Annotated in this window: 21 protein-coding genes, 2 tRNA genes and 1 pseudogene; 20 read left to right on the forward strand and 4 right to left on the reverse strand. The window is 72.2% G+C overall.

Annotated features, from left to right (window positions below; all coding sequences use genetic code 11):
* Positions 1-90 precede the first annotated feature (90 nt).
* The 14 genes and pseudogenes from DRB89_RS43610 (at position 91) to DRB89_RS03290 (ending at position 14,190) form a co-directional block, all read left to right on the forward strand.
* Positions 91-258 (forward strand): hypothetical protein, encoded by a 168-nt coding sequence (locus tag DRB89_RS43610; protein WP_204357619.1) that lies wholly within the window; start codon positions 91-93, stop codon positions 256-258.
* Positions 259-328: 70 nt separating this feature from the next.
* Positions 329-946 (forward strand): nicotinate-nucleotide adenylyltransferase, encoded by a 618-nt coding sequence (nadD, locus tag DRB89_RS03230; RefSeq protein ID WP_112446585.1) that lies wholly within the window; start codon positions 329-331, stop codon positions 944-946.
* 24 nt (positions 947-970) lie between these two features.
* Entirely contained in the window at positions 971-2,761 is a 1,791-nt protein-coding gene (locus DRB89_RS03235; RefSeq protein WP_112446586.1) for an LCP family protein, read from the forward strand.
* Between the two features lie 120 nt (positions 2,762-2,881).
* Positions 2,882-3,328 (forward strand): ribosome silencing factor, encoded by a 447-nt coding sequence (gene rsfS, locus DRB89_RS03240; RefSeq protein ID WP_112446587.1) that lies wholly within the window; start codon positions 2,882-2,884, stop codon positions 3,326-3,328.
* Positions 3,325-4,011 carry a histidine phosphatase family protein gene (locus DRB89_RS03245; RefSeq protein WP_112446588.1) on the forward strand — a complete coding sequence of 229 codons (687 nt, stop codon included), beginning with the start codon at positions 3,325-3,327 and terminating at the stop codon, positions 4,009-4,011. The genes rsfS and DRB89_RS03245 overlap by 4 nt, the downstream gene beginning before the upstream one ends.
* 124 nt (positions 4,012-4,135) lie before the next feature.
* Positions 4,136-4,208: transfer RNA gene (locus DRB89_RS03250), tRNA-Ala, on the forward strand.
* Between the two features lie 136 nt (positions 4,209-4,344).
* Positions 4,345-4,578, forward strand: a complete 234-nt coding sequence (locus DRB89_RS03255) for a hypothetical protein (protein WP_112446589.1) — start codon at positions 4,345-4,347, stop codon at positions 4,576-4,578.
* A gap of 131 nt (positions 4,579-4,709) precedes the next feature.
* Positions 4,710-4,782, forward strand: a tRNA-Ala gene (locus DRB89_RS03260).
* Positions 4,783-5,041: 259 nt separating this feature from the next.
* Positions 5,042-7,927, forward strand: a complete 2,886-nt coding sequence (gene leuS, locus DRB89_RS03265; RefSeq protein ID WP_112446590.1) for a leucine--tRNA ligase — start codon at positions 5,042-5,044, stop codon at positions 7,925-7,927.
* Between the two features lie 109 nt (positions 7,928-8,036).
* On the forward strand, positions 8,037-8,759 hold the full coding sequence (locus tag DRB89_RS03270) for a hypothetical protein (RefSeq protein ID WP_112446591.1): 723 nt from the start codon (positions 8,037-8,039) through the stop codon (positions 8,757-8,759).
* Positions 8,760-8,836: 77 nt separating this feature from the next.
* Positions 8,837-9,682, forward strand: a complete 846-nt coding sequence (locus DRB89_RS03275) for a DegV family protein (RefSeq protein WP_112446592.1) — start codon at positions 8,837-8,839, stop codon at positions 9,680-9,682.
* 98 nt (positions 9,683-9,780) lie between these two features.
* Positions 9,781-10,743: a ComEA family DNA-binding protein gene (locus DRB89_RS03280; RefSeq protein WP_112446593.1), complete on the forward strand. Its 963-nt coding sequence runs from the start codon at positions 9,781-9,783 to the stop codon at positions 10,741-10,743.
* A gap of 41 nt (positions 10,744-10,784) precedes the next feature.
* Positions 10,785-13,172: pseudogene (locus DRB89_RS03285) on the forward strand (ComEC/Rec2 family competence protein); the annotation flags it as partial.
* Positions 13,173-13,308: 136 nt separating this feature from the next.
* Positions 13,309-14,190 (forward strand): YceI family protein, encoded by an 882-nt coding sequence (locus tag DRB89_RS03290; protein ID WP_112449262.1) that lies wholly within the window; start codon positions 13,309-13,311, stop codon positions 14,188-14,190.
* Between the two features lie 12 nt (positions 14,191-14,202).
* Here DRB89_RS03290 and DRB89_RS03295 read toward each other — a convergent pair whose 3' ends face one another.
* Positions 14,203-14,445, reverse strand: coding sequence for a hypothetical protein (locus DRB89_RS03295; RefSeq protein WP_112449263.1), 243 nt, complete (start codon positions 14,443-14,445; stop codon positions 14,203-14,205).
* A gap of 73 nt (positions 14,446-14,518) precedes the next feature.
* Between DRB89_RS03295 and holA the strand changes: the two genes are divergently transcribed.
* The gene (gene holA, locus DRB89_RS03300; protein ID WP_112453490.1) at positions 14,519-15,511 is read left to right on the forward strand and encodes a DNA polymerase III subunit delta; all 993 of its coding nucleotides are present in this window, start codon (positions 14,519-14,521) and stop codon (positions 15,509-15,511) included.
* A 182-nt stretch (positions 15,512-15,693) separates the two neighbouring features.
* On the opposite strand, the gene rpsT is transcribed toward holA, so the two are convergent.
* On the reverse strand, positions 15,694-15,960 hold the full coding sequence (gene rpsT / locus DRB89_RS03305) for a 30S ribosomal protein S20 (RefSeq protein WP_112449264.1): 267 nt from the start codon (positions 15,958-15,960) through the stop codon (positions 15,694-15,696).
* Positions 15,961-16,183: 223 nt separating this feature from the next.
* Here rpsT and lepA point away from each other — a divergent pair, with 223 nt between their 5' ends.
* The 3 genes from lepA (at position 16,184) to hemW (ending at position 21,647) form a co-directional block, all read left to right on the forward strand.
* Complete coding sequence (gene lepA, locus DRB89_RS03310; RefSeq protein WP_112449265.1) at positions 16,184-18,049, forward strand: translation elongation factor 4; 1,866 nt, start codon at positions 16,184-16,186, stop codon at positions 18,047-18,049.
* Between the two features lie 267 nt (positions 18,050-18,316).
* On the forward strand, positions 18,317-20,209 hold the full coding sequence (locus DRB89_RS03315; RefSeq protein ID WP_112453491.1) for a long-chain fatty acid--CoA ligase: 1,893 nt from the start codon (positions 18,317-18,319) through the stop codon (positions 20,207-20,209).
* Positions 20,210-20,414: 205 nt separating this feature from the next.
* On the forward strand, positions 20,415-21,647 hold the full coding sequence (gene hemW, locus DRB89_RS03320; RefSeq protein WP_112449266.1) for a radical SAM family heme chaperone HemW: 1,233 nt from the start codon (positions 20,415-20,417) through the stop codon (positions 21,645-21,647).
* A 120-nt stretch (positions 21,648-21,767) separates the two neighbouring features.
* Here hemW and DRB89_RS03325 read toward each other — a convergent pair whose 3' ends face one another.
* Together DRB89_RS03325 and DRB89_RS03330 are read right to left on the reverse strand one after the other, a co-directional pair.
* On the reverse strand, positions 21,768-22,577 hold the full coding sequence (locus DRB89_RS03325; protein ID WP_112449267.1) for a DUF3097 domain-containing protein: 810 nt from the start codon (positions 22,575-22,577) through the stop codon (positions 21,768-21,770).
* 28 nt (positions 22,578-22,605) lie between these two features.
* The gene (locus tag DRB89_RS03330) at positions 22,606-23,334 is read right to left on the reverse strand and encodes an MBL fold metallo-hydrolase (protein WP_112449268.1); all 729 of its coding nucleotides are present in this window, start codon (positions 23,332-23,334) and stop codon (positions 22,606-22,608) included.
* A 142-nt stretch (positions 23,335-23,476) separates the two neighbouring features.
* Between DRB89_RS03330 and hrcA the strand changes: the two genes are divergently transcribed.
* Together hrcA and dnaJ are read left to right on the forward strand one after the other, a co-directional pair.
* On the forward strand, positions 23,477-24,493 hold the full coding sequence (gene hrcA, locus DRB89_RS03335) for a heat-inducible transcriptional repressor HrcA (protein WP_112453492.1): 1,017 nt from the start codon (positions 23,477-23,479) through the stop codon (positions 24,491-24,493).
* A complete protein-coding gene (gene dnaJ, locus DRB89_RS03340) occupies positions 24,494-25,633 on the forward strand; it encodes a molecular chaperone DnaJ (RefSeq protein ID WP_112449269.1) in 1,140 nt (379 codons plus the stop codon).
* Positions 25,634-25,714: the final 81 nt, after the last annotated feature.

Raw genomic sequence — 25,714 nt, forward strand, 5'->3', positions numbered from 1 at the left:
CGCCTGAGTCGGCGTGAGCGTGCCCCAGGCCCCCGCATACGATGTGAGCGAAGTCTCCGCCCGCTCCCCGACTCGATAGGTACCTGCCTGATGAGCCTCGCCTCCACCGCCCACACCCTGGTCGTCCTCGCCTCGGAGGGCGCCGAGCAGCACGGCGGCAACCACGACAGCCTCAACCCGTACCTGACCGGCGGCGCAGCCTTCGCCATCCTCCTGCTGCTGCTGTGGGTCACCACGCGCCTGAACCGCGACCGCTGAATCCCGCGCACCGCGCACGCGCCCGGAGGCGGGTCCCCGCCGCGCCACCGGGCCAGTAGGCTCTGCGCTCATGGGAGAGCAGGAAGTGCCTACCGGCCCGGTCAAGCGCCGGCTCGGCGTGATGGGCGGGACGTTCGATCCGATCCACCACGGACACCTGGTGGCCGCCAGCGAGGTGGCCGCACTGTTCCACCTCGACGAGGTGATGTTCGTACCGACCGGTGAGCCGTGGCAGAAGTCGCAGCGCGCCGTGTCGTCGGCCGAGGACCGGTATCTGATGACGGTCATCGCGACCGCCTCGAACCCGCAGTTCTCGGTGAGCCGGATCGACATCGACCGCGGCGGACCGACGTACACCATCGACACCCTGCGGGACCTGAGCGCGCTCAACGACGACGCCGACCTGTTCTTCATCACCGGCGCCGACGCCCTCGCCCAGATCCTGACCTGGCGGAACGCCGACGAGCTCTTCGCCCTCGCCCACTTCATCGGCGTCACCCGGCCCGGCCACGTCCTCACCGACGACGGCCTGCCCGAGGGCGGTGTCTCCCTCGTCGAGGTGCCCGCGCTGGCCATTTCGTCCACGGACTGCCGCGCACGCGTCGCCAAGGGGGATCCTGTCTGGTACTTGGTGCCCGACGGCGTGGTCCGCTACATCGACAAGCGTGAGCTGTACCGGGGAGCCTGAGCTTCCGGAGAGAGGGGCCCCGCGGTGAACGACCGACAGGAGCCGTACGACCCGTACGCGAGCCAGGAGCAGCAGCTCGTCGGCTACGACGCGTACGGGCGGCCGGTGTACGGCCAGGTGCCCGCGCAGCCCGCCCCCGCCCCTCCGTACGAGCAGCAGCGGTACGAGCAGCAGTCGCAGCAGTACGAGCCGCAGCCGCAGCAGCAGTACGAGCAGCCCCAGTACGACCAGCCCCAGTACGAGCAGTCCCCGTACGAGCAGCAGTACGGCTACGACCACCAGGCCTACGGCCGCCAGCCGCAGCAGCCGCAGCAGCCGCAGCAGCCGCAGCAGTACTACGCGCAGCAGCCGCAGCAGCAGGAGTACCCCCCGGCCCAGCCCTACGGGTACGACACCCAGGCCACCCAGCAGTGGATCCCGCAGCAGTCCGCCCCGGAGGCGCCGGCCCGTGAGCCGGCACCGGCTCCCGCGCCCGCACCCGAGCCGGAGTTCCGGCCGGCCGCCGCGCAGGTCCCGGAGCCCCGCCGGGCGGAGGGTCCGGCCGGGCAGGGGCCCTCGTACCGCACCGAGCAGTTCGCCTTCCTCGACCAGCAGGACGAGGAGTCCGAGGACGTCATCGACTGGCTCGCCTTCACCGAGAGCCGCACCGAGCGCCGCGAGGAAGCCCGCCGGCGCGGCCGCAACCGCGTGGTCGCGCTGATCGTGGTGCTGGCCGTCTTCGTCGCCTGCGGCCTGGGGTACCTCTGGTACGCGGGCAAGCTGCCGTTCCTGGAGGGTCCCGGCAAGGGATCGGGCGGCGCGGCCGCCAGCGGTCCGCAGAAGCGCGACATGATCGTCGTCCACCTGCACAACACCAAGAAGGGCGGCACCTCCACGGCGCTGCTCGTCGACAACGTCACCACCAAGCAGGGCGCCACCGTGCTGGTGCCGAACGGGCTGAACGTCACCAAGGACGACGGCACCGGCACCCAGCTGGGCAAGGCCGTCGAGGGCGGTGGCCTGGGCGTACGGGAGTCCCTCGACTCGGTCCTCGGCACCCACATCGGCGGCACCTGGCGCCTGGACACCCCCTTCCTGGAAAACTTCGTGGAGCTGGTCGGCGGCATCGAGGTCGACACCGACGCGGCGGTCCCGGCGGACGACTCGGTGAAGGCCCCCGCCGTCGGCCAGGGCCAGAAGCAGAGCCTCAGCGGTGCCATGGCCGTCGCGTACGCCACGTACCGGGCCCCGGGCGAGCCCGAGGCCAAGCAGCTGGACCGCTTCGGCAAGGTCCTGTTCGCCCTGCTGCGCAAGGTGCCCGGCGATCCGAAGTCGGCGGCCATGACCGTCGAGACCACCGGCCAGATCCTGGACCCGGCGCTGAACGCGCAGAGCCTCGGCGCGCTGCTGTCCAAGCTCGGGGAGCACGCCAAGGTGGGCGCCTACCGCACCGATGTCCTCGCCCTGAAGCCCGACGGCGGCCTCACGGACGACGCCAACAAGAAGGTCGTCAAGGAGGTCCTCGGCGGCTCGGCCACGGATTCCCAGCCCGGCGCGGCCCCCAGGGTGGGCCTGAAGGACGCCAGCGGCGACGAGAAGAGCCAGACGGCGGCGAAGGCGGCCCTGGTCAACGGCGGCTACACCCTGGTGGACGGCGGCAAGTCCGACAAGCCCGCGCCCGGGTCGCAGATCACTTACCAGGACGACGCCCAGCGGGACAAGGCGATCGAGGTCGCCAAGACGCTGGGGCTGCCCGAGACGGTCGTGAAGAAGGCCGAGAACGCGGTCAACGCGGACGTCGTGGTGACCCTGGGCAAGGATTACAAACCGTCCTGAGCCTTCTGCTGCCGCGCCTGTGAGGTGCGCTTCCGCCCGCGCGGGTCGCTGCGCGCGGGCGGTGACGGCGGTACATGAGACCCTTGTAAGGATCTGCCCGCCAACCCGAAAGCATGGCCAGTGACCGCCACGGACCGCTCCATCGAGCTCATCACCGCCGCCGCCCAGGCCGCGGCCGACCGGCTCGCGCACGACATCATCGCGTACGACGTCAGCGACGTGCTGTCGATCACCGACGCCTTCCTGCTCGCCTCGGCGCCCAACGACCGCCAGGTCAAGTCGATCGTGGACGAGATCGAGGAGCGTCTGCTCAAGGAACTCGGCGCGAAGCCGGTTCGCCGCGAGGGCGACCGCGACGCCCGCTGGATCCTGCTCGACTACATCGACATCGTCGTCCACGTGCAGCACAGCGAGGAGCGCGTCTTCTACGCGCTGGAGCGCCTGTGGAAGGACTGCCCCGAGATCGACCTCCCCGAGGACGCCAAGCTCACCAAGGGCAAGGCCGAGGAGCACGCCCAGCTGCGCGCGACGCAGGGCGACGACGAACTGGACGGTGATCTGTTCTGAGCACCACCCACCACGGCACGAACCTCGACGGTACGACCACTCCGGGCGGGACCGGCCGGAAGATCGTCCTCTGGCGGCACGGCCAGACCTCGTGGAATCTGGAGCGCCGCTTCCAGGGCTCGACGGACATCGAGCTGACCGAGGACGGTGTGGCGCAGGCGCGCCGCGCCGCCCGGCTGCTCGCGTCCCTGAGCCCCGATGCCATCGTCGCCTCGGACCTCCAGCGGGCCGCGGCCACGGCCGCCGAGCTGGCGGCCGTCACCGGCCTGCCCGTGACGCACGACGAGGCGCTGCGCGAGACGTACGCCGGCGAGTGGCAGGGCCTCACGCACAACGAGATCCTCGAGAAGTACGGCGAGCAGTACGCGGCGTGGAAGCGCGGCGAGGCGGTCCGCCGCGGCGGCGGTGAGCTGGAGACCGAGGTCGCCGACCGGGCCGCGCCGGTGGTGCTGGAACACGCCGGCCGGCTGCCCGTGGGCGGCACGCTCGTCGTGGTCAGCCACGGCGGCACGATCCGTACGACGATCGGCCGCCTGCTGGGCCTGGACTCGTACTACTGGGAGGGCCTGGGCGGGCTCTCCAACTGCTGCTGGTCCGTCCTCGGTGAGGGCGCGCGCGGCTGGCGTCTGATGGAGCACAACGCCGGCACGTTGCCGGAACCGGTGCTCGGCGACGACGACTGACATCGTCCCGGGGTGGCTTCCGCCCCGCTGCCACCCGGATTTCACTTTCCGGCTGGTCACAGGCTAGAGTTCTTCTTGTTCGCAGCGCAGAACACCGGAAACGGGGGGAGCGTTCGCGGAGAGCGGGGCTATAGCTCAGTTGGTAGAGCGCCTGCATGGCATGCAGGAGGTCTGGAGTTCAATTCTCCATAGCTCCACAATCAAGATCCCGTCCCCAACAGGGGGCGGGATCTTTGCTTTTGTCCCCAGCTGCCCAGGCGCGCACCGGCATGGCAGAATCGGACGGCCGGAGGGGGACGACGACGGTCCGACGCGGGAGGGAGTCGCTGACGGATGGGTGCACACCGGCGGCGGTGCGACTGGTGCAACAACGGCACGCCGATCGTGCGGGACATGGAGCCGATCAACCCCGACTACCAGTACTGGTGCGAGGAATGCGCGCGGGCGCTGATCATAAAAGGCGACCCGATCGAGACCTACCGCGAGCTGGAGGGCGAGCCGATCTACGGCCGGCTGCTCGATGAGCACTGCACGCTGAAGCGCTTCTACCAGTTCGCCCGTGCCTGACGATATGGGTCAAAACGGGCATGGCCCCAGGTCGGCGGAAACCGATTTTTGGACCAGGGCCATGACCGTGTAATGTTTGGGACGTCGCCAAGGGGAACCGGAAACGGAGAGCGAAGCGGCAGGCAAGACAAGGGGCTATAGCTCAGTTGGTAGAGCGCCTGCATGGCATGCAGGAGGTCTGGAGTTCAATTCTCCATAGCTCCACAGTGAAGAAGCGGGCCACCCGGATCGGGTGGCCCGCTTCTCGTCGTGCGTCCGCGGACCGGAAGGACGCGGCGTCCGCGCGGGCCGCTGCGGTACCCTGGCGCCATGCGTGCCGTACGCCTCCTGCTTACCGAGCCGCGCTGAACAGCACCGACCCCACGAGACGGTCGGCCTCGGCGCGGCGCCCCCTCCTGTGCGAGGGGTTTTTTCGTTTGGGCAGGCAGAGACGGCAGAGACGATCGATGGAGCTTCAGAAATCATGAGCGAGACGAACACCCCGGCCCCCGAGGCGGCCGAGGCGCACCGCTACACGGCTGCCATGGCCGCCGACATCGAGGCACGCTGGCAGGACGTATGGGACGCCCAGGGCACCTACGAGGCCCCGAACCCGACCGGTGACCTGGCCGGTGCCGAGTCTTCACAGGCAGCGGCGGTCGTGGCGCGGCCCAAGAAGTTCATCATGGACATGTTCCCGTACCCCTCGGGCGCGGGCCTGCACGTCGGCCACCCGCTGGGGTACATCGCCACCGACGTCTACGCCCGCCACCAGCGGATGACCGGCCACAACGTCCTGCACACCCTGGGCTTCGACGCCTTCGGCCTGCCGGCCGAGCAGTACGCCGTGCAGACCGGAACGCACCCGCGCGTGTCGACCGAGGCGAACATCGAGAACATGAAGGTCCAGCTGCGCCGGCTGGGCCTGGGCCACGACAAGCGCCGCTCGTTCGCCACGATCGACCCGGACTACTACAAGTGGACGCAGTGGATCTTCCTGCAGATCTACAACTCCTGGTACGACGCCGAGGCGAAGAGGGCCCGCCCGATCGCCGAGCTGGTCGCCGCCTTCGAGGACGGCTCGCGCGAGCTGCCCGGCGGCGTCTCCTGGGCCGCGCTGGACGCGGGCGAGCGGGCCGACGTACTGAACGAGCACCGGCTGGCGTACTCCTCCGACGCGCCCGTCAACTGGTGCCCCGGGCTGGGCACCGTGCTGGCCAACGAGGAGGTCACCGCCGACAACCGGTCCGAGCGCGGCAACTTCCCCGTCTTCAAGTCCAAGCTGAGCCAGTGGAACATGCGGATCACGGCCTACGCCGACCGCCTGATCGACGACCTGGACGCGCTGGACTGGCCCGAGGCCATCAAGCTGCAGCAGCGGAACTGGATCGGCCGCAGCGAGGGCGCCCGCGTCGACTTCGCGGTCGGCGGCGACGCCATCACCGTGTTCACCACGCGCCCCGACACGCTGTTCGGCGCCACCTACATGGTGCTGGCGCCCGAGCACGAGCTGGTCTCGAAGATCGTCCCGGCCGAGTGGCCCGAGGGCACCCACCAGCTGTGGACCGGCGGCAACGCGACCCCCGCCGAGGCCGTGGACGCGTACCGCAAGCAGGCAGCCTCGAAGTCCGACGTCGAGCGGCAGGCCGAGGCCAAGGACAAGACCGGCGTCTTCACCGGCGCCTACGCGACGAACCCGGTCAGCGGCGACCTGGTCCCGGTCTTCATCGCGGACTACGTGCTGATGGGCTACGGCACCGGCGCGATCATGGCCGTACCGGCGCACGACAGCCGCGACTTCGAGTTCGCGCGCGCCTTCGAGCTGCCGGTGCGCTGCGTCGTCCGGCCCACGGACGACCGCGACGCCGACCCGGCCGAGTGGGACGACGCGTTCTCCTCCTACGACGGCACGATCGTCAACTCCACGGGCGAGGGCGTCTCGCTGGACGGCCTGGGCGTCGTCGAGGCGAAGGCCGCGATCACCGACTGGCTGGCCGAGCGCGGCATCGGCGAGGGGACCGTCAACTTCCGGCTGCGCGACTGGCTGTTCAGCCGCCAGCGCTACTGGGGCGAGCCCTTCCCGATCGTCTACGACGAGGACGGCGTCGCGCACTCCCTGCCCGCGTCGATGCTGCCGCTGGAGCTGCCGGAGGTCGAGGACTACTCGCCGCGCACCTTCGAGCCCGACGACGCCGCCTCCAAGCCCGAGACCCCGCTGTCGCGGAACGCGGACTGGGTCAACGTCGAGCTGGACCTGGGCGACGGGCGGGGCGTGCGCCCGTACCGGCGCGAGACCAACACCATGCCGAACTGGGCCGGTTCCTGCTGGTACGAGCTGCGCTACCTGGACCCGAACAACGCGTCGGCCCTGGTGGACCCGCAGATCGAGCAGTACTGGATGGGTCCGCGCGAGGGCCAGCCGCACGGCGGCGTCGACCTGTACGTGGGCGGCGCCGAGCACGCCGTGCTGCACCTGCTGTACGCGCGGTTCTGGTCCAAGGTCCTGTTCGACCTGGGGCACGTCTCGTCGGTGGAGCCGTTCCACAAGCTGTTCAACCAGGGCATGATCCAGGCGTACGCGTACACGGACGCGCGCGGCGTGTACGTCCCGGCGGCCGAGGTTGAGGAGCGCGACGGCGGCTACTTCCACCAGGGAGAACCCGTCAAGCGCGAGCACGGCAAGATGGGCAAGTCCCTGAAGAACGCCGTCACGCCGGACGAGATGTGCGCGGAGTACGGCGCGGACACCCTGCGCCTGTACGAGATGGCGATGGGCCCGCTGGACGTCTCGCGCCCGTGGGACACGCGCGCCGTCGTCGGCCAGTACCGGCTGCTGCAGCGCCTGTGGCGCAACGTGGTGGACGAGGAGACAGGCGTGGTGACGGTCGTCGACGCCGAGCCCGGCGAGGACACCCTGCGCGCGCTGCACAAGGCCATCGACGGGGTCGGCGGCGATCTGGCGGGGCTGCGCTTCAACACGGCCATCGCGAAGATCACCGAGCTGAACAACGCCCTGACGAAGGCGGGCCGGCCGCTGGAGCGCTCGGTCGCGGAGCGGCTGGTGCTGCTGGTCGCCCCGCTGGCGCCGCACATCGCGGAGGAGCTGTGGCAGCGCCTGGGCCACGGCGAGTCGGTCGTCCACCAGGACTTCCCGGTCGCGGACCCGGCGTACGTCGTGGACGAGAGCGTCACGTGCGTCGTCCAGATCAAGGGCAAGGTCAAGGCCCGCCTGGAGGTGTCGCCGACGATCTCCGACGCGGACCTGGAGCAGCTGGCGCTGGGTGACGCGGCGGTCGTGGCGGCGCTGGGCGGTGCCGAGATCCGCAAGGTGATCGTGCGCGCGCCGAAGCTGGTGAACATCGTCGTCTGACGCGTCTAAGGGTATTCCCGTACGGGCAGGTTGGGGGTTCGATGGGAACCCGCGGCCTGCCCGTGGCGTTTACGGTGGAAGGGAGCAATCGGCTGGGGAAGGGAACCTCATGGAGGCGGTCTTTATCATCGTGGCCCTGGTGCTGCTGTTCGCCTTCTTGGGGCTCGGTGTCTATGCGACGGTGAAGGTGGTCGGAGCCGCCAAGCGCGGCGTGGACCGGACCATCACCCAGGCCCGCCGCACCGTGGAGGACACCACCCTGAGGGCGCGCAGCTTCGGCCAGGTGGGAGTCGCGGGGGCGCTGGCGCAGCTGCGGCTGGACCTGCGGACGTCGATGCGGGCCACGCAGCAGGCGCTGTACCAAGGGGTCCAGACGGATGCCTCCCTCAAGGAGTCGCTGGGGCTGTTCGAGCGGCTGAGCGCCCACGGGCACGAGCTGGACGACGAGCTGAAGCGGCTGGAGGCCGAGCCGGACCGCAAGCGCACGGAGGCGAGCCTGCCGGACCTGCGGGAGCGCACGGCGAAGATCACGGAGGCGTCCGACTCGCTGCGCTGGGCGGCGCGCGACCGTGCCCGCCGCTTCGCCGCGGACGATCTGTCCGCGCTGTCGGACCAGATCGAGGTCGAGTCGGGAGCCCTGCGGGACTGGTCCCGCGAGTCGATCGACGACCTCGCGTTCCCGGGGTCCCCGCAGGCTTCCCCCGCTGCCCCTGCGACCGGCTCCTGGGGCGCCCCGCAGACGCCCGTGACGCCCCCGGCGGCGCTGGCGCAGCCCGTCGCGGCACCGCAGTACCCCTGGCAGAAGTCGCCCCGCCCGGAGACGACGACCTGACCCCCGGACCGGCGGCCGGGGCCCCCGAGGAGGGCCCGGGCTGCCGGAACACCCCGGCTCCCGGTAACCTCCGCCTCATGTCCCGCCATGTCGCGATCGTCACCGATTCCACGGCCTACCTGCCCCAACCGGCCATGTCGCGGCACGGAATCACCTCCGTCCCGCTGACCGTGGTCCTCGGCGGCGAGGCCCTCGAAGAGGGCACGGAGATCTCGGCCCGGAGCCTCGCCCTGGCGCTGCAGAAGCGCCGCTCGGTCACCACCTCCCGCCCCAGCCCCGAGGACTTCGTCCGGGCCTACCGGGCGGCCGCCGATGCCGGTGCGACCGGCATCGTCAGCCTGCACCTGTCCGCCGAGTTCTCCGGCACCTACGACGCCGCCGTGCTCGCCGCGAAGACCGCCCCGGTGCCGGTCCGCGTCGTGGACACCGGCATGGTCGCGATGGCCCTCGGCTTCTGCGCCCTGGCCGCCGCCGAGGTGGCCGAGGCCGGCGGATCCGTGGACGAGGCCGTCGCGGCCGCCGAGAAGCGGGCCGCCGGGATGTCCGCGTACTTCTACGTCGACACCCTCGACTACCTCCGCCGCGGCGGGCGGATCGGCGCCGCGCAGGCCCTGCTCGGTTCGGCGCTCGCGGTCAAGCCGCTGCTGACGCTGGACGGCGGGCGGATCGAGATGCTGGAGAAGGTGCGGACGGCGTCCAAGGCCATCGCGCGGCTGGAAGAGCTCGCCGTGGAGCGCGCCGGGTCCGGCGCCGTCGACGTGGCCGTGCACCACCTGGCGGCCCCGGAGCGTGCGGAGAAGCTCGCGCAGCGGCTCCGGGAGCGGATCCCGGGGCTGGTCGAGCTGCACGTCAGCGAGGTCGGTGCGGTGATCGGCGCGCACACCGGGCCGGGGCTGCTGGCGGCGGTCGTCTCCCCGCGCTGATCACCGGTTCGGGTGACGGAGTTATCCACAACGGGTCCGTCATCCACCGGAATTGAAGGTTCCGAACGGCGTTCCGGCTGCGGTCCTACGGTCGTGGCATGACTCTTCGCGCTCGTATTCACACTCGCAGTCGTACTCCGCGTCCCGCCGGCGCCGGTGGCGGCCCCGGCCGTTCCCGGCTCTCCGACAGCCGTCTGCGTCACCGACGGCGCCCGCCCGCCGGTGGTTCCGAGCCGGCGGCCGTGCGCCGCAGGGCCGAGGCGCTGCTCGGCGCCGGCCGGGCGGTGCCGTCACCGTTGCCGTCGCCCCCCTTCCCGGCTCCGCCGGTGGCTGTGGACCTGCCTCCGCCTGTGCCGCCTCCGCCCGTGCCTCCGCCTGCGGCCGTGCCCTTGGCCGGGGAGGAGGTGCTGCCCGCCGGGGTCGCGGGGCGGCTCGCGGTGCGGGAGCGGCTGCCGCTGTGGCTGCAGGCCCGCTGCGGGGTGGAGCCGCGCACGGTGGTGGCCGTCTCGGTCGTGCTGGCCCTGGCGGTCGGGTTCGCGGGACAGCAGTACTGGTCGGCCAGGCCGAGGCCGGTGACCGCTCCGGCCCTGGTGTCGCCCGTGCCCGCGCCGGCCGCGGCCGCCCTGCCCGCCTCCGCCGGCGGGGGGTCCGGGCCGATCCTGGTCGACGTCAGCGGCAAGGTCCGGGATCCGGGGGTGCGCAGACTGCCCGCGGGTTCGCGGGTGGAGGACGCCCTGGTCGCCGCCGGGGGCGTGCGGCCCGGGACGGACACCACCGCGCTCAACCGGGCCCGGGTCCTGACGGACGGCGAGCAGGTGCTGGTCGGGGCCCCGGCGCCGCCGCCGGCGGGCGGGGGCGGCCCGCCCGCCGGGCCGCTGAGCCTCGGCACGGCGACGGCCGAGCAGTTGGACGGCCTGCCGGGGGTCGGGCCGGTCCTCGCGCAGCACATCGTGGACTTCCGCACGGCTCGCGGGGGTTTCCGCACGGTCGAAGAGCTCCGGCAGGTCAACGGGATCGGCGAGCGGCGCTTCGCCGACCTGCGGAAGCTGGTGCGGCCGTGAGCCGGGCCGGGGGAGCGGAGCCGGACCGGCCCGTCCGTGACGTGGCGGACGCGCGCCCTGCGGATCCGCGCCCTGCGGATCTGCGCCTGGCCGGGCCCGCGGCGGTTGCCTGGGCGGCGGCCGCCGTCGCCCTCGGCGCACCGGCCGCCCGGAGCCTGTCCGCGGCGGCCCTGGGGGCGTTCGGAGCCGGGCTGCTGGTGCTGGCCGGACGTCGGCGCCCCGAGCCGTCCAGGAAGGCCGTGGCGGCCGCGGCGGCCGCCCTGCTCTGCGCGGCCGCCGCGGCCGGGGTGGCGGGGCTCCAGCGGGCCGAGGCGCGAGCGGGGCCGGTCGAGGAGCTGGCCCGGGAGCACGCCCGCGTACTCGTCGAGCTCACCGTCGGATCCGATCCGCGGGCCGCCCGGAGCGGGAGCGGGCCGCCCGTGGCGGTACTCGACGCGGTGGTGACCCGGGTGACCGCGCCCGACGGCGTGCGGACGCGGGTCGAGACCCCCGTGCGGGTGCTGGCGGGACATCCGGGATGGACCCGGCTGCAGCCCTCGACCCGGGTCGAGGCGGTCGTCCGGCTGGCCCCGGCCCGCGGCGGGGAGCGGGCGATCGCCCTGCTCCGCCCGGCCGGGGACACCCCGCCGAGGGTGACCGGGGGTCCGGACACCGCGCAGCGGATCGCAGGGCAGCTGCGGGCCGGGCTGCGCGAGGTCACCGACGGGCTGGCGCCGGACGCCAGGGCGCTGCTGCCGGGGCTGGTCGTCGGGGACACCTCCCGCGTGGAGCCCGACCTGTACGAGGCGTTCCGGGCCACCGACCTGCTGCACCTGCTGGCCGTCTCGGGCTCCAACCTGACCGTGGTGCTCTTCCTGCTCATCGGGTCCCCGGCCCGGGCGCAGCAGGCGGAGCGGGGCGGCCTGGCACCGCGCCTCGGGCTCTCGCTGCGGGCGACCGCCCTGGGCGGGGCGGCGCTCACTCTGGCCTTCGTGGTGGTGTGCCGGCCCGAGCCGAGCGTGCTGCGGGCGGCGGCCTGCGGGGCGGTCACCCTGCTGGCCATCGCCACCGGGCGGCGCAGATCCCTCATCCCGGCGCTGGCCGCGGCCGTCCTGCTGCTCGTGCTCTACGACCCGTGGCTGGCCCGCAGCCCCGGATTCCTCCTCTCGGTCCTGGCCACCGGAGCCCTGCTGACCCTCGCCCCCCGGTGGAGCGCGGCCCTGCGCGGGCGCGGGGTACGTCCGCGCCCGGCGGAGGCGCTGGCGGCCGCCGCGGCCGCCCAGGCGGTGTGCGCGCCCGTCGTGGCCGTCCTGTCGGCCCGGGTGAGCCTGGTGGCGGTGCCGTGCAATCTGCTGGCCGAACTGGCCGCGGGCCCCGCGACGGTCCTGGGGTTCGCCGCACTGGCGGCGGCCCCGCTGTACCGGCCGGCGGCCGAGCTCCTCGCCTGGTGCGCGGGGGTGCCGGCCGGGTGGATCGCCGCCGTGGCCCGGGGCGGCGCGAGGCTGCCCGGGGCGGAGCTGGGCTGGCCCGGCGGGGTGGGCGGGGGGTTCCTGCTCGCCGCCGTCACCCTGGCCCTGGTGGGGCTCGGCATCCGGTTCGGCCGCCGGCGCCGCAGTCGGTGGGTCGTCTGCGCCGTGGCCGCGGCGCTGCTCCTCGCGGTGCTGAGGCCGCCGCTGTTGACCCGTACGGTCAAGGGCTGGCCGCCGCCGGGCTGGAGCTACGCGCAGTGCGCGGTCGGCCAGGGGGACGCCGCCGTGCTCGCCGTCGCCCCGGGCACGGCCGTGGTGGTGGACGCGGGCCCCGAGCCGGGTCCGGTGGACGCGTGCCTGCGCGCACTGGGGGTGAAGCGGGTGCCGATGCTCGTGCTGACGCACTTTCACACCGACCACGTGGGCGGGCTGGTGGGGGTGCTGAGGGGCCGCTCGGTGGGTGTGGTGCAAGTCACCGGGCTGCAAGAGCCCGCCGGGCAGGCGCGGTTCGTGCGGCGGACGGCGGCGGCCGCCGGGATTCCCGTCGTCACCGCCGTGGAGGGGGAGCGGCGCCGGTCCGGTCCGGTGGAATGGCGGGTGCTGTGGCCACCGGCCGGGCACCCGCCCCCGGAGGGGCCGAACGACGCGAGCGTGGCCCTGTTGGTGCGCACGGGCGGCCTGAGCGTCCTGATGCTCGGCGACCTCGAACCAGAGGCGCAGCAGGCGCTGTTGACGAGCCATCCGGAACTGGCGCCGGTCGATGTCCTGAAGGTCGCCCACCACGGCAGCGCCCACCAGGACCCCGGCCTCCACGAGCGGATCCGGCCCCGCCTGGCGATCGTCCCGGTCGGCGGGGGCAACCGGTACGGCCACCCGGCGGCCGGTACGCTCGCGCGGCTGCGGGCGCTGGGGGCGGCCGTGCTGCGCACGGACGAGGACGGTTCGGTCGCCGTGGCGGGCAGCGGCTCGGGACTGCGGGCATTCCCGGCCATCCGGCGACGGACCCGGCGCGGGCATACCGGGCGTGACCACTCTGTTTGCCCCCAACCCGACAGCGTGATCGAATGCGTTTCCGCCAGAGCGGTCCAAGTCCACACAGCACGGGGGTGCACGAACCATGTTCAGTCGCAGACGGGGGACGGGGACGGCCACGAGCGCCAGTCCCCGGACCTCCGCGACACTGACGCTTCCTCATACGGCGCGGCTGCTCAGCTGCCGGGTCCTCGACACGGTCCACCAGCCCGTCCGGCAGGCCAAGTTCGAGGTGACCGACCCGATCGGCCGGCGGATCGTCAGCGGGGAGACCGACCCGTACGGAGGGTTCACGGTGGCCGTGCCGGCGGGCGAGTACCGGCTTTCCGTCACGGCCGAGGGCTTCGCGTCCTTCCACGGTGCGACGCTGGTGGGGGACTCGGCGCAGCCCGGCACGGGGGAGATCGTCCTCGACGCGGTGGAGCCGCCGCTGCTGCCGCAGCCCGGCCACTGGGAGCTCGACCCGGCGCACTCGTCGATCGCGTTCTCGGCCCGGCACATCGGCTTCGCCCGGATCAACGGCCGGTTCAACACCTTCGCCGGCGCGGTGCGGATAGCCGACCGGATGGAGGACTCCTCCATGCACGTGATCATCGACGCGGCGAGCATCGACACGGGACTGCGGATGCGGGACGACCACCTGCGCTCCGCGGACTTCCTGGACGCTGCCCGCCACCCGACGGTGGAGTTCTACAGCGAGCGGTTCATCCACCGCAGCGGCAGCCGGTGGTCCGTGGCCGGCGCCCTCACCCTGCACGGGGTCAGCCGCTCCGTGACCCTGGACGCCCAGTACCTGGGCCTGGGCACGGGCTTGGAGGGCGAGCCCCGGTCGGCGTGCCGGGCCACCACCGAGCTGCACCGCGAGGACTTCACGCTGAACTGGCAGTCGATGCTGGCGCACGGGATCGCGGCGATCGGATCGAGCGTGGAAGTGGCGCTGGACGCCCAGATCGTGCACAAGGCCTGACCCGGCGGGCGGCTACGGGGCTTCGAGCCAGCCGTCGTACTCGCCGGCGAGGTCGTCCAGGGCCGTGGCGTCGAGCCGTTCGCGCGGGTCCTCCAGGACCACCAGCCACTGGGCGTCCTCGGCGTCGTCCTCACCGGCGAGGGCGTCACGGACCAGTTGGGGCTCCTCGGGGAGGCCGAAGCGGTCGACCGCCTCCCGCGCCACCTCCTCGGCGGCGTCGCGGTCGGGCAGGACCAGTACATGTCGCACGTTCACCCGGCCATTCTCGGGCACGTGCGGGCGGCCGCGGAGCGGGGGGCTGTCGGTACGGCGTGGGATGCTGGATCCGATGGCCACCAGGAAGAATTCCACCGACGATCCGCTCGCCCCGATCACCCTCGCGGTGGGGCAGGAGGATCTGCTGCTCGACCGCGCCGTGCGGGAGGTGGTGACGGCGGCCCGCGCCGCCGACGCCGATACGGACGTGCGCGACCTCATGTCGGAGCAGCTGCAGCCGGGCACGCTGTCCGAGCTCACCAGCCCCTCGCTCTTCTCGGAGCGCAAGGTGCTGGTCGTGCGCAACGCGCACGACCTGTCCGCGGAAACGGTCAAGGAGGTCAAGGCGTACCTCGCCGCTCCGTACGAGGAGATCAGCCTCGTCCTCCTGCACGCGGGCGGCGTCAAGGGCAAGAGCCTGCTGGACGCCGCGCGCAAGGCGGGTGCCCGGGAGATCGCCTGCCCGAAGATGACGAAGCCGGCGGACCGGCTGGCGTTCGTACGGGGCGAGTTCCGCGCGCTGGGCCGTTCCGCGACGCCCGAGGCCTGCCAGACGCTGGTCGACGCGATCGGCAGCGACCTGCGGGAGCTGGCGAGCGCGGCCGCGCAGCTGTGCGCCGATGTCGAGGGCACGATCGACGAGGCCGTCGTCGGGCGGTACTACACCGGCCGGGCGGAGGCGTCGAGCTTCACGGTCGCCGACCGGGCGGTCGAGGGACGGGCCGCGGAGGCGCTGGAGGCCCTGCGCTGGTCCCTGTCCACCGGGGTGGCGCCGGTCCTGATCACCAGCGCGCTGGCCCAGGCGGTCCGGGCGATCGGCAAGCTGGCCTCGGCCCCCCGGGGAGCCCGTCCGGGAGACCTCGCGCGGGACCTGGGCATGCCGCCGTGGAAGATCGACCGGGTCCGGCAGCAGATGCGGGGATGGTCGGCGGACGGTGTCGCGGACGCGCTGCGGGCGGTGGCGGCGGCCGATGCGGGGGTCAAGGGCGGCGGCGATGATCCCGAGTACGCGCTGGAGAAGGCGGTCGTCGCCGTGGCGCGGGCGGCGCGCCCGCAGCGGGGCTGAGGCCCGGCCGGGGAACGCGAAAGCCCCGGGCGTCGCCCTGGGGAGGGCTGCGGCCGGGGCCTTCGGTTGCTGCTGGGTTGCACCGCACCCGCGTGGCGAACGCTTCGTGTGCGGCGCGGGGTGCCGGTCGGGAGCGGGAGAGAGGGCCCGCTGGATCCCTACCCGGCGATCACATCAGGGGCTCAGCCCTGAAGGGAGGCAACCTTGATCGCCAGCGCCGACTTCTTGTTGGCGGCGGCGTTCTTGTGGATGACACCCTTCGAGACGGCCTTGTCGAGCGCGCGGGAGGCGTCGCGGGAGGCCACGGTGGCCTTCTCGACGTCACCGGCGACGACGGCCTCACGGGCCTTGCGGATCGCGGTCTTGAGCGAGGACTTGACGGCCTTGTTGCGAAGGCGAGCCTTCTCGTTCGTCTTGTTGCGCTTGACCTGGGACTTGATGTTCGCCACGAAAGAGCCTTTGCAGGTTCAGAGATTTGATCTTCGGATTTGTGTCACGAAAGCTTAGAGGGCACACGAGACACAGCTGCCCAGGCTACCAGGCACGCTCCCACCGGCCCAAACCGAGCGCACTCCCGCTTCCATGGGACCATGGGAGCCTGCGTACAGATCCGACTTCGCGCAGACCGAAGCCCACTTCGTTCCGACTGCGACCCGAGAATCAGGACACTGCGTGCCCGCGATCCCCAGCCACGTGCCCGAGCCGAGCCGTACCGACCCGGCGCTGATCCGCAATTTCTGCATCATCGCGCACATCGACCACGGCAAGTCGACGCTTGCCGACCGGATGCTCCAGCTCACCGGTGTGGTGGACTCGCGGCAGATGCGCGCCCAGTACCTCGACCGCATGGACATCGAGCGTGAGCGCGGCATCACGATCAAGTCCCAGGCGGTCCGACTGCCGTGGGCGCCGAACACGGGCGAGGACCTGGGCAAGACCCACATCCTCAACATGATCGACACCCCCGGGCACGTCGACTTCACCTACGAGGTCTCGCGCTCCCTGGCGGCCTGCGAGGGCACGGTCCTCCTGGTGGACGCGGCCCAGGGCATCGAGGCGCAGACCCTCGCCAACCTGTACCTGGCGATGGAGAAGGACCTGGCGATCGTCCCGGTCCTGAACAAGATCGACCTGCCGGCCGCGCAGCCGGAGAAGTTCGCCGAGGAGCTCGCGAACCTGGTCGGCTGCCAGCCCGAGGACGTCCTGCGGGTCTCCGCGAAGACCGGTCTCGGCGTGGACGTGCTGCTCGACAAGATCGTCGCCACGGTCCCGGCCCCGGTCGGCCCCAAGGACGCCCCCGCCCGCGCCATGATCTTCGACTCCGTGTACGACTCGTACCGCGGTGTCGTCACGTACGTGCGTGTGGTCGACGGCCAGCTCAACAAGCGCGAGCGCATCCGGATGATGTCCACCGGAGCCACGCACGAGCTGCTGGAGATCGGCGTCTCCTCCCCGGAGATGACCCCGGCCGACGGCATCGGCGTCGGCGAGGTCGGCTACATCATCACCGGCGTGAAGGACGTCCGCCAGTCCAAGGTCGGTGACACCATCACCAGCCTGCACAACGGCGCGACCGAGGCCCTCGGCGGCTACAAGGACCCGCGTCCGATGGTCTTCTCGGGCCTGTACCCGCTCGACGGCTCGGACTACCCGGACCTGCGCGAGGCCCTGGACAAGCTCCAGCTCAACGACGCCGCGCTCGTGTACGAGCCGGAGACCTCGGCAGCCCTGGGCTTCGGCTTCCGCGTCGGTTTCCTCGGCCTGCTCCACCTGGACGTGGTGCGCGAGCGCCTGGAGCGCGAGTTCGGTCTCGACCTGATCGCCACCGCGCCGAACGTGGTCTACCGCGTCGTCATGGAGGACGGCAAGGAAGTCTCCGTCACCAACCCGAGCGAGTTCCCCGAGGGCAAGATCTCGGACGTGTTCGAGCCGGTCGTCCGGGCCACCCTGCTCGCGCCCTCCGAGTTCATCGGCGCGATCATGGAGCTCTGCCAGCAGCGCCGCGGCACCCTCCTCGGGATGGACTACCTCTCCGAGGACCGGGTCGAGATCCGCTACACGCTCCCGCTCGCGGAGATCGTCTTCGACTTCTTCGACCAGCTGAAGTCCAAGACGCGCGGTTACGCCTCCCTCGACTACGAGCCCACCGGCGAGCAGTCGGGCAGCCTGGTCAAGGTCGACATCCTGCTGCACGGCGACAAGGTCGACGCCTTCTCCGCCGTCTGCCACAAGGACGCCGCCTACGCCTACGGCGTGCGCCTCGTCGCCAAGCTGCGCGAGCTCATCCCGCGGCAGGCCTTCGAGATCCCGATCCAGGCGGCCGTCGGCTCCCGCGTCATCGCGCGCGAGACCATCCGCGCCATCCGCAAGGACGTCCTGGCCAAGTGCTACGGCGGTGACATCTCCCGCAAGCGGAAGCTGCTGGAGAAGCAGAAGGAAGGCAAGAAGCGGATGAAGATGGTCGGCTCCGTGGAGGTTCCGCAGGAAGCCTTCATCGCCGTCCTCTCCAGCGACGAGTCCAGCGGCAAGAAGAAGTAGCCCCCGGGAAGTGGGACAGGCCCCCGTGCTCCGGCACGGGGGCCTGCTCCGTTTTCGGGGCCCGCTCCGCTTCGTTATGAATCGGCGCCCCAGGGCCTCTTACGCGCCAGGCGGAGGGACCCTAGTCTGATCACTGCTCGTTGGTTACTCGCCAGTTTTCTGTGTCGGGTGCTGCCAAGCCCTGACTCAGCCACCCACCCTGACCCACCACCCAGTCAGTCCGCCCCTGTGATGAACAGGCCCTGCCGCGTGGTCCGGAGGATGTCCGTGAGCGACACACAGACCTTGATCGAGAACCGTCCGCCCACCGTGGCGACCCTCTTCCTGGAGCGAGTCGCCGCCACGCCCGACGGTGAGGCCTACCGCTACCCCGTCCCCGCGGCGGACGGCCGCGGCGGCCCGGACGAGTGGAAGTCGCTCAGCTGGGGACAGTCCGCCGAGCGGGTTTTCGCCATCGCGGCGGGCCTCGTCGACCTCGGGATCCAGCCGGAGCAGCGCGTCGCGCTGGCCTCCAACACCCGGGTCGAGTGGATCCTGGCCGACCTCGGCGTGATGTGCGCCGGCGGCGCCGTGACCACGATCTACCCGAGCACGAACGCGGAGGAGTCGGCGTTCATCCTCTCCGACTCCGAGAGCCGGATCCTGATCGCCGAGGACGCCGCTCAGCTGGCCAAGGCCCGCGAGCGGCGCGCCGAGCTGCCCGCCCTCATCCACGTCGTGGTCGTGGACGCCACCGGCGTGGAGCCGGCCGAGGACGACCCCGAGGGCTGGGTGCTCTCGCTCGCGGACCTCGAGGCGCGCGGCCGGGAGTACCTCGCCAAGCACCCCGAGGCGGTCAAGGAGCGGATCGCGGCCATCACCGCCGAGCAGCTCGCCACCCTCATCTACACCTCCGGCACCACCGGCCGCCCCAAGGGCGTGCGGCTGCCGCACGACAACTGGTCGTACATGGCCAAGGCCACCGTCGCCACGGGCCTGATCACCAAGGACGACGTCCAGTACCTCTGGCTGCCGCTCGCGCACGTCTTCGGCAAGGTGCTCACCTCCGGCCAGATCGAGGTCGGGCACGTCACCGCCGTCGACGGCCGCATCGACAAGATCATCGAGAACCTGCCGATCGTCCAGCCGACGTACATGGCGGCCGTCCCGCGCATCTTCGAGAAGGTCTACAACGGGGTCGCGGCCAAGGCCCGGGCCGGCGGCGGCGCCAAGTACAAGATCTTCCAGTGGTCCGTGGGCGTCGCTCGCGAGTACGCGAAGGTCACCCAGGACAACTTCCGCCGCACCGGCCGCGCGAGCGCCCCCCTCGGCCTCACCACCAAGCACAAGATCGCCGACGCGCTCGTCTACTCCAAGCTCCGCGAGGCCTTCGGCGGCAACCTGCGCGCCGCCGTCTCCGGCGCCTCCGCCCTCGCCCCCGACATCGGGTACTTCTTCTCGGGCGCCGGCATCCACATCCTGGAGGGCTACGGGCTCACCGAGTCCAGCGCCGCCTCCTTCGTCAACCCCGGCGAGGCCTACCGCACCGGCACGGTCGGCAAGCCGCTCCCCGGCACCGAGGTGCGCATCGCCGACGACGGCGAGGTCCTGCTGCGCGGCCCCGGCATCATGCAGGGCTACCACGGGCAGCCCGAGAAGACCGCCGAGGTCCTGGAGGCCGACGGCTGGCTGCACACCGGAGACATCGGCGAGCTGTCGGCGGACGGCTACCTGCGCATCACGGACCGCAAGAAGGACCTGATCAAGACCTCGGGCGGCAAGTACGTCGCCCCGGCGGAGATCGAGGGCCAGTTCAAGGCGATCTGCCCGTACGTCTCCAGCATCGTCGTCCACGGCGCCGACCGGAACTTCTGCTCCGCCCTCATCGCCCTCGACGAGCCCTCCATCCTGGTGTGGGCCGCCGAGAACGGGCTGGAGGGCAAGACGTACTCGCAGGTCCTGGCGGCCCCCGAGACCGGCCGGCTCATCGAGACGTACGTCCAGACCCTCAACGAGGGGCTCCAGCGCTGGCAGACGGTCAAGAAGTTCCGCCTCCTGCCGCGCGACCTCGACGTGGAGCACGGCGACCTGACCCCCAGCCTCAAGCTGAAGCGTCCGGTCGTCGAGCGTGAGTTCAAGCACCTGATCGAGGAGATGTACGAGGGGTCGCGCGAGGCGTAGCGCGAAGCCGCCCGCGGCGGGCTTGGCGGGGCGGGGCGGCGGACCGCCCCCCGGAACCCCGCCCCCGTGCGGGCGGGCCCCGCGCCTCGGGGCTGACGCTGCCCGCCGCGTGCTCCTGCGGCCCGGCTTCCCGGGGCTCCGCCCCGGACCCCGGGCCTCAGACGCCGGCGGGGCCGGGGCTGGATCGGTGCGGGACAATGGGGGCATGCCTTCCGCACTGCCCGACGGTGAACCCATGCCCGAAGACGGCTCGCTGCCGCTCCACGCCCTGGCGGGAGCCGGGGAGCGGCCGCTCGGGTTCTACCTGCACGTCCCGTACTGCGCCACGCGCTGCGGGTACTGCGACTTCAACACCTACACGGCCACCGAGCTGCGGGGCACCGGAGGCGTGCTCGCCTCCCGGGAGAACTACGCGGACACCCTGATCGACGAGGTCAGGCTGGCCCGCAAGGTCCTCGGGGACGACCCCCGGGCCGTGCGGACGGTGTTCGTGGGCGGCGGTACGCCCACGCTGCTGCCCGCGCGCGACCTCGTACGGATGCTCGCGGCGATCCGCGAGGAGTTCGGGCTGGCCGAGGACGCCGAGGTCACCACCGAGGCGAACCCGGAGTCGGTGAACCCGGAGTACCTCGCGGAGCTGCGGGCCGGCGGCTTCAACCGGATCTCCTTCGGCATGCAGAGCGCGAAGCAGCACGTCCTGAAGGTCCTGGACCGCACCCACACCCCCGGCCGGCCGGAGGCGTGCGTCGCGGAGGCGCGGGCCGCGGGCTTCGAGCACGTGAACCTGGACCTGATCTACGGCACGCCGGGGGAATCGGACGAGGACTGGCGGGCGTCGCTGACGGCGGCGCTCGGGGCCGGGCCGGACCACATCAGCGCCTACGCGCTGATCGTGGAGGAGGGAACCCAGCTCGCGCGGCGGATCCGGCGGGGCGAGGTCCCGATGACGGACGACGACGTCCACGCGGACCGGTACCTGATCCTCGACTCGGTGATGGCCGGGGCCGGGTACTCCTGGTACGAGGTCTCGAACTGGGCCACGTCCGAGGCCGGGCGGTGCCTGCACAACGAGCTGTACTGGCGCGGGGCCGACTGGTGGGGCGCGGGCCCCGGAGCCCACTCGCACGTGGGCGGGGTGCGGTGGTGGAACGTGAAGCACCCCGGCGCGTACGCCGCTGCGCTGGCGGAAGGACGGTCGCCCGGCGCCGGGCGCGAGCTCCTCTCGGCGGAGGACCGCCGGGTCGAGCGGATCCTGCTGGAGCTGCGGCTCGTGGACGGCGTCCCGCTGTCCCTGCTGGCTCCGGCGGGGCTCACGGCCTCCCGCAAGGCCCTGGCCGACGGCCTGCTCGAAACCGCCCCGTACGAGGCCGGGCGGGCCGTCCTGACCCTGCGCGGCCGCCTCCTGGCCGACGCGGTGGTCCGGGACCTGGTCGACTGACCGCTCGGGGGAGCGCACCCGGGCGGATCGGGGTGCGCCTGCCGAAGTTCGGAGATCCCGTCCCCTTGGCCGTCCTGGACGTCGAGCTGGGGACCGGCGAATTCGGCACCCTCCCGAAATTCAAGAAGTACCGCCGGCCGTAACGAAGTCGATCAGCTCCTCGACGCGGCCCAGCAGGACCGGCTCCAGGTCCTTGTACGAGGTCACGCGGGACAGGATGTGCTGCCAGGCGGCGCCGGTGTTCTCCGGCCAGCCCAGGGCCCGGCAGATGCCCGTCTTCCAGTCCTGGCCGCGCGGGATGACCGGCCACTCCCGGATGCCCAGCGCGGACGGTTTCACCGCCTGCCAGACGTCGACGTACGGGTGGCCCACGATCAGGACGTCCGCCGAAGTGACCGACGCCGCGATGCGGGACTCCTTCGAGCCCGGCACCAGGTGGTCCACCAGGACCCCGAGGCGGGCGTCCGGGCCCGGGGCGAAGTCCGCGACCACCGACGGGAGGTCGTCGATGCCCTCCAGGTACTCGACCACCACGCCCTCGATGCGCAGGTCGTCGCCCCAGACCCGCTCCACCAGCTCGGCGTCGTGGCGGCCCTCCACGTAGATCCGGCCCGCCCGGGCCACCCGCGCCCGCGCCCCGGGGACGGCCAGCGAGCCGGAGGCGGTGCGCAGCGGGGCGGCGGGCCCGCGGACGGGGCGGGTCAGGGTGACCACCGCACCGTCCAGGAGGAAGCCGCGCGGCTCCAGCGGGAAGACGCGCCGCTTGCCGAAGCGGTCCTCCAGGGTGACGGTGCCCGCCTCGCAGCCCACCACCGCGCCGCAGAAGTCCGTACCCGCCACCTCGACCACCAGGTCGGGATCGGCCGGCACCTCCGGGACGGGCTTGGCGCGCTTCCACTGCGGGGTCAGGTCGGGGGAGTACTCACGCATCCGGCCGAGGGTAGGAGAGCCGGCGCGATCAGGTGCCCGACACGCCGAAGCGGGCCGCCAGTGTGGCGCGTTGCGCACGGACGAAGGCCGCGTCGACCACCGCTCCGTGACCCGGCACGTACAGCGCGTCGTCCCCGCCCAGGGCGAGCAGCCGGTCGAGCGCCGCCGGCCACTGCCGCGGAACGGAGTCCGGGCCGGCCTGGGGTTCGCCCGACTCCTCGACGAGGTCGCCGCAGAAGACGACCTCCTGCCCGCCGCCCGGGACGAAGGCGGCCAGGTCGTGCCGGGTGTGCCCGGGGCCCACGTTCGCCAGCAGCACCTGTACGCCGCCCAGGTCGAGCGTCCACTCGCCCGACACCAGGTGCCGGGGGACCACCAGCAGGTCCACCGCCTCGGCGGCCTCGGCCGGCGCCAGACCGTGCCGGACCGCGTCGGCCCGCAGGTCGTCATGGCTGACGGACAGCAGGGTGTCCAGGCCGACGGGTCCGTAGACCTCCGCCCCCGCGAACACCGCACCGCCCAGCACGTGGTCGAAATGTCCGTGTGTGAATGCGATATGGGTCACGCGCCGGCCCGCCAGCCGCTCCGCCTCGGCCCGTACGAGGGCACCCTCCCGGACCGAGGAGCCGGGGTCGATCAGGAGGGCCGAATCGTCGCCCACCACCAGTCCCACCGTGCAATCCCACACCGGCAGCCGCCGCCGGCCGGCCCGATCGGTGAGCCGTTCCCAGCCCGCCTCTTCCCAACGCACGTCCATACCGCGACGCTACCTTGGCGGGCCGCCCTTGCTACGGGTGCACCACCCCGCCGTACACTGACCGGGGGATCTCTGGCACTCGAACGCGCAGAGTGCCAAACAGTGCGAGCCGCGAACGACGGAAACGATGGAGGTGTGCGCGATGCTCAGCGAACGCAGACTCGAAGTGCTGCGCGCCATCGTCCAGGACTACGTCGGGACGGAGGAGCCGGTCGGCTCCAAGGCGCTCACCGAGCGGCACCGCCTCGGCGTCTCGCCCGCCACCGTGCGCAACGACATGGCCGTGCTGGAGGAAGAGGGCTACATCGCCCAGCCCCACACCAGCGCCGGCCGGATCCCCACCGACAAGGGCTACCGGCTCTTCGTCGACAGGCTGGCGGGGGTCAAACCGCTGTCGACGCCCGAGCGCCGGGCCATCCAGAACTTCCTCGACGGCGCCGTCGACCTCGACGACGTCGTCGGCCGGACCGTGCGGCTGCTCGCGCAGCTGACCCGGCAGGTCGCGGTCGTCCAGTACCCGAGCCTGACCCGGTCCACCGTCCGGCACGTGGAGCTGCTCTCGCTGGCCCCGGCCCGCCTGATGCTCGTGCTCATCACGGACACCGGCCGGGTCGAGCAGCGGCTCGTCGACTGCCAGACCCCCTTCGGGGAGGCCTCGCTCGCCGATCTGCGGGCCCGCCTCAACAGCCGTGTCGTCGGCCGCCGGTTCACCGACGTGCCGCCGCTGGTGCAGGACCTTCCGGAGTCCTTCGACACCGATGACCGGGTGACGGTCAAGGCCGTCCTCGACACCCTCCTCGAAACGCTGGTGGAGGAGGCGGAGGAGCGGCTGATGATCGGCGGCACCGCCAACCTCACCCGGTTCGGACACGATTTTCCCCTGACGATCAGGCCGGTGCTCGAAGCGCTGGAGGAGCAGGTCGTGCTCCTCAAGCTGCTGGGCGAGGCCAGTGAGTCGGGAATGGCCGTAAAGATCGGGCATGAGAATGCCTACGAGGGACTGAACTCCACGTCCGTCGTCTCGGTCGGCTACGGTTCGGGCGGCGAAGCAGTCGCCAAACTCGGCGTGGTCGGACCGACCCGCATGGACTACCCCGGAACGATGGGAGCGGTACGCGCAGTGGCACGTTACGTCGGACAGATCCTGGCGGAGTCGTAAGTGGCCACGGACTACTACGCCGTTCTCGGCGTGCGCCGCGACGCATCGCAGGACGAGATCAAGAAGGCCTTCCGCCGCCTGGCGCGCGAACTCCACCCGGACGTGAATCCGGACCCGAAGACGCAGGAGCGCTTCAAGGAGATCAACGCGGCCTACGAGGTGCTCTCGGACCCGCAGAAGAAGCAGGTCTTCGACCTCGGCGGCGACCCGCTGTCCTCCTCGGGAGGCGGCGGCGGCGCGGGCGGATTCGGAGCGGGCGGCTTCGGCAACTTCTCCGACATCATGGACGCCTTCTTCGGCCAGTCCTCGCAGCGCGGACCGCGCTCGCGGACCCGCCGCGGCCAGGACGCCATGATCCGCCTCGACCTGGAGCTGGACGAGGCCGCCTTCGGCACCACCAAGGACATCCAGGTCGACACGGCCGTCGTCTGCACCACCTGCTCCGGTGAGGGCGCCGCACCCGGCACCTCGGCGCAGACGTGTGACATGTGCCGCGGCCGCGGCGAAGTCTCGCAGGTCACCCGGTCCTTCCTGGGCCAGGTCATGACCTCGCGCCCCTGCCCGCAGTGCCAGGGCTTCGGCACCGTGGTCCCGACCCCGTGCCCCGAGTGCGCGGGCGACGGCCGGGTCCGCTCCCGCCGCAGCCTCACGGTCAAGATCCCGGCCGGTGTCGAGAACGGCACCCGGATCCAGCTCGCGGGCGAGGGCGAGGTCGGCCCCGGCGGCGGCCCCGCCGGCGACCTCTACGTGGAGATCCACGAGCTGCCGCACCCGACCTTCCAGCGGCGCGGGGACGACCTGCACTGCACGGTCACCATCCCGATGACCGCGGCGTCCCTGGGCACCAAGTGCCCGCTGGAGACGCTGGACGGCCTGGAGGAGATCGACATCCGGCCCGGCACCCAGTCCGGCCAGGCGATCCCGCTGCACGGCCGGGGCGTCACGCACCTGCGCGGCGGCGGGCGCGGCGACCTGATCGTGCACGTCGAGGTCACCACCCCCAGCAAGCTGGACCCGGCGCAGGAGGACCTGCTGCGCCAGCTGGCGAAGCTGCGCGGCGAAGAGCGGCCGCTCGGCCAGTTCGCGCCGGGCCAGCAGGGGCTGTTCAGCCGCCTGAAGGACGCCTTCAACGGCCGCTGAGCCACCCGCGCGAGCGCGTACGAGAACACCTGCGAGCCCGGTCCGGGGATGCCCCGGACCGGGCTCGCGGCGCAGGTGCCG

This window comes from Streptomyces sp. ICC4, assembly GCF_003287915.1.
Taxonomy (GTDB): domain Bacteria; phylum Actinomycetota; class Actinomycetes; order Streptomycetales; family Streptomycetaceae; genus Streptomyces; species Streptomyces tritrimontium.